5 protein-coding genes are annotated in these 5,078 nt (G+C 70.7%); all 5 read right to left on the reverse strand.

What is annotated here, in order from left to right; all coding sequences use genetic code 11:
- Window positions 1-780, reverse strand: a 780-nt coding sequence (locus tag AC1DYI_RS26010; protein ID WP_477207027.1) for an MFS transporter, incomplete at its 3' end; no start/stop codon positions are given.
- Entirely contained in the window at window positions 777-1,319 is a 543-nt protein-coding gene (locus AC1DYI_RS26015; protein WP_477207028.1) for a chalcone isomerase family protein, read from the reverse strand. The genes AC1DYI_RS26010 and AC1DYI_RS26015, both read right to left, overlap by 4 nt.
- Before the next feature lie 7 nt (window positions 1,320-1,326).
- Window positions 1,327-2,550, reverse strand: a complete 1,224-nt coding sequence (locus tag AC1DYI_RS26020; RefSeq protein ID WP_477207029.1) for a class I SAM-dependent methyltransferase — start codon at window positions 2,548-2,550, stop codon at window positions 1,327-1,329.
- Window positions 2,547-3,374: a DUF1365 domain-containing protein gene (locus AC1DYI_RS26025; protein ID WP_477207030.1), complete on the reverse strand. Its 828-nt coding sequence runs from the start codon at window positions 3,372-3,374 to the stop codon at window positions 2,547-2,549. The genes AC1DYI_RS26020 and AC1DYI_RS26025 overlap by 4 nt, the downstream gene beginning before the upstream one ends.
- Complete coding sequence (locus AC1DYI_RS26030) at window positions 3,374-4,696, reverse strand: NAD(P)/FAD-dependent oxidoreductase (RefSeq protein WP_477207031.1); 1,323 nt, start codon at window positions 4,694-4,696, stop codon at window positions 3,374-3,376. The genes AC1DYI_RS26025 and AC1DYI_RS26030 overlap by 1 nt, the downstream gene beginning before the upstream one ends.
- Between the last annotated feature and the right edge of the window lie 382 nt (window positions 4,697-5,078).

Below are 5,078 nucleotides of genomic sequence, written 5' to 3' on the forward strand. Positions count from 1 at the left end.
TTGCAGCCGGTCGCGGATGAAGAACAGCACCAGCGTCGCCGGCAGTGCGCTGGCCACGCCGTTGAGCAGGTAGATGCCCAGCAGCCGGCGAAACGCCGGCCAGCGCCATGGGGCCCACAGCCCGGCGGGCGGTGAGGTGGTGTCGGTGGCTTGCGGCGCGGGGGCGATGCCGAGCGTGGCCAGGCCCAGCACCAGCGTGAAGGCCAGTGCCRCACTGGTTGCACCGAGTCCTGCAGTGCTCGGCAACACGCTGGCCACGATCACGCCGAGCAAGGCGGCGCCTTCGCGCCACGCGACCACGCGCGCCCGCTCGGTGGCTGTCTGGCCCAGCCGCGCGCCCCAGGCTTGGTGCAACACGCTGAGCCCGCTGTAGGCTAGGTAACAGGCGACCAGAGCGCCGCCGGCCCAGGCCAGCAGCGCCGGCGTGCCGCGCACCGGCGGAAAGAACAGTGCCTGGAATGCTGTGCTGAGCAGCAGCGCTGCCGCGCCGGCCACGGCCATCAGGCGGGCTCGCGGCCAGTCGAGCAGCCGGTCGACGAAGCGGCCGATCAGCGGATCGAGCAGCGCGTCGAGTGCCCGCACGGCCAGCAGCAGTGCACCGAGCGACGCCAGCGGCACGCCGAGGCCGGCGGCGTAGTGGTGCGGCAGCAGCACATACAGCGGCAGCGCGACGAAGGCCAGCGGCAGACCCAGCAGGCCGTAGCACAGCCCCTGCAATCCCTGCAGGGGCGCCGGCCGCGGGGTGGGCCGCGCGCCGAGGGCCCGGGCGGCCGGTGTCATCGTGTGCCTTCGAGTAGCGCTTGCCGCAGGCCCGGCTCCGACGTCCAGCGCGCCAGCCAGATGCCGAAGAACAGCGCGGTGAAACGCGAGTCGCGCAACTCGCCGACGAAGCGGCCGTTGAGATGAAAGCGTGCTACCTGGCCAGGCAGCTGCACGCCGGTCACGCGGTCACCGTCGGCCACGTCGGGGAACAGCCGCTTCATCTGCGCCAGCCAGGCCGAGGAGGTGGCCTCGTCGAGGGGGCCGGCGCGCTGCATCTCGGCCAGCGAGCGCTCCGCGATGCGCTCGCCGCTGAGCGAGCGGCGGTAGACGATCTCCAGCGCCAACCGGTGACGATCGGTCTCGTCGGCCCGCACCGGCTCGGGGGCCCACAGCGTGATGTCGTAGACCGGCAGGCCGAGAAAGCGCATGCGGCCCTGGCCCTGTCGCAGCGCAGGCGTATCGGGCCATTCGCCGCGCAGCTCGGGCGGTGCCGCGGCCTCGGCCCAGCCGAGCCAGGGCAGGCTCAGCGGCATGGCCAGCAGCACGCGGCGTTGCATCAAGGCCTCAGGCGCGCTGCAGTGTGAACTGCATGACGCTGGTGCTGCCGGCCTCGAAGGCGGCCTCGCAGTACGCGAGGTAGAACTCCCACAGCCGCATGAAGCGGTCGTCGTAGCCCTGCGCACGCACCTGCGCCTCTTGCGCGAGGAAGGCACGGCGCCAGTGCTGCAGCGTCAGCGCGTAGTCGGCGCCGAAGTCCAGCTCGTTGACCACCGTCAGTCCCGCCTCGGCCGCGGCGGCGCGAAACGCCGACGGGCTGGGCAGCAGGCCACCCGGGAAGATGTACTGCTGGATGAAATCGGTGCCGCGCACATAACGTGCAAACAGGTCGTCACGGATCGTGATCGACTGGATGCAGGCGCGACCGCCTGGCTTGAGCTTGTCGTGCACGCTGCGGAAGTAGCCGGCCCAGTATTCGCGGCCCACCGCTTCGAACATCTCGATCGAGACGATGCCGTCGAAACCTGTCTCGGGGATGTCGCGGTAGTCCTGCAGCCGCAGGTCGGCCGCCAACTCCTGCGCGGCTAGGCGCTGCTGAGCATGGGCCAGTTGCTCTTTCGACAAGGTGACGCCGGTCACCGCCAGCTGACGCTCTCCGGCGGCCAGCTCAGCCACCGCGCCCCAGCCGCAGCCGATCTCCAGCACGCGCTGGCCGGCTTCGAGGCCGCATTCATCGAGCGCACGGCGCATCTTGGCGCGCTGGGCGTCGGCCAGCGACCGCGTCGCATCGCCGCCGAACCAGGCGCTGGAGTAGTTCATCGTCGGGTCGAGCCAGAGCCGGTAGAACGGGTTGCCCAGGTCGTAGTGCGCCGCGATGTTGCGCCGGCTGCCGGCGCGCGAATTGCGGTTCAGCACGTGGCGCAGGCGATACCACAGCGCACCCCACCAATGGCCATACAGCGCGCGGTCGATGGCCTCGCGGTTGGCCAGGAACAGGCGCAGCAGCGCGACCAGGTCGGGCGAGCTCCAGCCGCCATCGATGTAGGCCTCGCCGAAGCCGACATCGCCACTGCGCAGCGTGGTGGCGCACACGGCCCAGTCGTGCAGGCGCAGGCTGGCGTGCGGCGCGCCGCCGGTGCCGAAGACCAGTTGGCGCCCATCGGGGCACTGCAAGTGCAGCGTGCCGGCCTGCAGCCGCTGCAGCAATCGCAGCGCGGTGCGGGCGGCGGCGGGGGCGCTGCGGGGCAGCGCGCCGAAGACGCCGGGGCGGGCCAGGGTGTCGGTGTTCATGGGGAGCTCACAACGGCAGGGTCGGACAAGGCGGCGGGGTCGGATGCGGACACGCCGTGCACCGGCGGCGCCGGCTTGCGGAAGAACGGCACCCCGCGCCACCACAGGCGCAGCGCCTGCAGGTGGATGCGCGCGACGACCGCCAGGCTTTGCAGCGGCATGCGCCACAGCGCGGCGCGCGAGCTGGCAGCGGTCAGCGCCTGCAGCCGCCCGCTGACGCTGGTGGTCAGCAGTGGCCCTTCGTCGTCGTCGTGCTCGATGCGCACCACCGTGCGCGCTTCGGTGCGCATGAAGCGAAAGCGGTAGAGACCGTCGGCGCGGCAGAACGGCGAGACGTGAAAGACCTTGCGGGCCTGCAGCTCGCTGCCCCAGCCCAGCTGTGGGCCGGTGAGCAGGTAGCAGTGGCGCTCGCCGAAGGTGTTGTTGACCTCGGCGACGATGGCCGCGAGCGAGCCGTCGGCACGGTGGGCGTACCAGAAGCTGACCGGCTTGAAGACATGGCCCAGCATGCGCGGCAGGCAGTGCAGCCAGACCTCGCCGTCGGCGTCGGCCACGCCCTCGCGGGCCAGCAGCTCATCGAACCAGGCCAGGCAGTCGGCGCGGCCGTCGCCGTGGTCGGCGTCGTGGAAACTGGCCCAGCCGAAGCGGTTGCGCTGGAGCGCCGGCTCGGGCCGACCACGCACTGAACGCAACGGCAGCAGCCAGAAGAAGGCCGGGTAGGCAAAGGCATGGCGCACCGGCCGCAGGCGGGCGTGCCGCACCTCGCCGATGCCGAGCAGCGGCCGCGGCGGCCGCGGCGGGCGGGCGGTGGTCGGCCCGTTCATCATGCGGCGTCGCGCCAAGTTGGCGCGTCGGCCCATTGGGTGGACAAGGCCCGCGCCACCTGGCGGCCCGAGACGAAACCGTCTTCGTGGAAGCCGTAGCGCGTCCAGGCGCCAGCGAACCACACGCCGCCGCGGCCTTGCAGCGCCGGCAGGCGGCGCTGCGCCTCGACGGCGGCCTGATCGAACACTGGGTGCGCATAGCTGAATTCGCCATGCACCAGGGCCGGATCGGGCTCGCGCAACGGGTTCAGCGACACGATCACCGGCTGCTGCCAGGGCAAGGGCTGCAATTGGTTGATCAGGTAGTGCAGGCAGACCCGGCCCGGCTCGGCGCCGGCGGCCGCGGCCTCGTAGTTCCAGGCGGCCCAGGCGCGCCGGCGCTGCGGCAGCAGGCGCGGATCGGTGTGCAGCACCGCGCGGTTCGGCTGGGTGCGGATCGCACCAAGCACCGCGCGCTCTTCGGCACTGGCGTCGGGCAGCAGCGCCAGGTTCTGCGCGGCGTGGCCGGCCAGTACGACTGCGTCGAAGCGTTCGCTGCCGGCATCGCTGTCGACCCAGACCCCGGCTTGGCCGCCCAGGGCGCCTGGTGGGCGGCGCCGCACCGCGCGCACCGCGCAGTGGCGGCGGGCGTCGGGCAGCGTGGCGACGAGGCGCCGCACGTACTCGCGCGAGCCACCGGGCACGGTGAACCAGCGCGGCCGGTCGGCCACCTGCAGCAGCCCGTGGTTGTGGCAGAAGCGGATCAGCGTGCCGACCGGAAACGCCTGCATCTGCGCCATCGGGCACGACCAGATGCTGCCGATCATTGGCAAGAAATAGGCTTCGCGGAACAGCGGGCCGAAGCGGTGCTCGTCAAGGAAGTGACCGACGCTCTGGTTCAGCGCATGGTCGTCGCCACGCTCGGCGATGCCGGTGGCCAGCCGGTTGAAACGCAGGATGTCAGCCAGYATCGCCAGGAAGCGCGGCGAGGCGAGGTTGCGGCGCTGCGCGAAGACCGCGTTCAGGTTGCCGCCGCTCCACTCCAGCCCACGCGCCGGTGCCTGGACGGAAAACGACATGTCCGACGCGGTGGTGGGCACGCCCAGCTGCTCGAACAGCCCGATCAGCCCCGGGTAGGTGCGCTCGTTGAAGACCAGGAAGCCGGTGTCCACCCCATGGCGGATGCCATTCAGTGTCAGGTCGACGGTGTGGGCGTGGCCGCCGAAACGGTCATCAGCCTCGAACAGCGTGACGGCGTTGTGTCGGCTGTCATGCGCCAGATGCCAGGCGGCTGACAGGCCGGCGATGCCCGAGCCCACGACCGCGATGCGGCGTGGCGCCATGGAAGCCGCCGTCACCGGCAGCCTCCGTGGGCGGGAAGAGAAGAAAGCCGCGCAGCGCCCTGGAGCGAATGAGGGAGGGAGGGAGGAGGAGAGGCGCTCCCGGGGGGCAGCCAGACAAACTGGCAGGCTGCGCGGCTGAAAGAGGACAGGCCCGGGTGTCGCAAACCCGAACCTAGGAGGAACGCCGAAGCGGTCTTCCTTGCAAGGAGGGAGTTTCCCCCAGCTGTGAAGTTCCGCACAGCGTGAGGGTTTTTAGTCTTTGAGGAGGCGATCAACCCGGACAGGGGTGGCAACAAGCAGCTGTTTTTCATGTTTGTCCTAGACAAACTTGGTTGGTGAGCGCATCTTAGAAGCAATCGGCTCTATTTGCATAGAGTTGTCC

This window comes from Ideonella sp. P3_A4 (assembly GCF_056403075.1).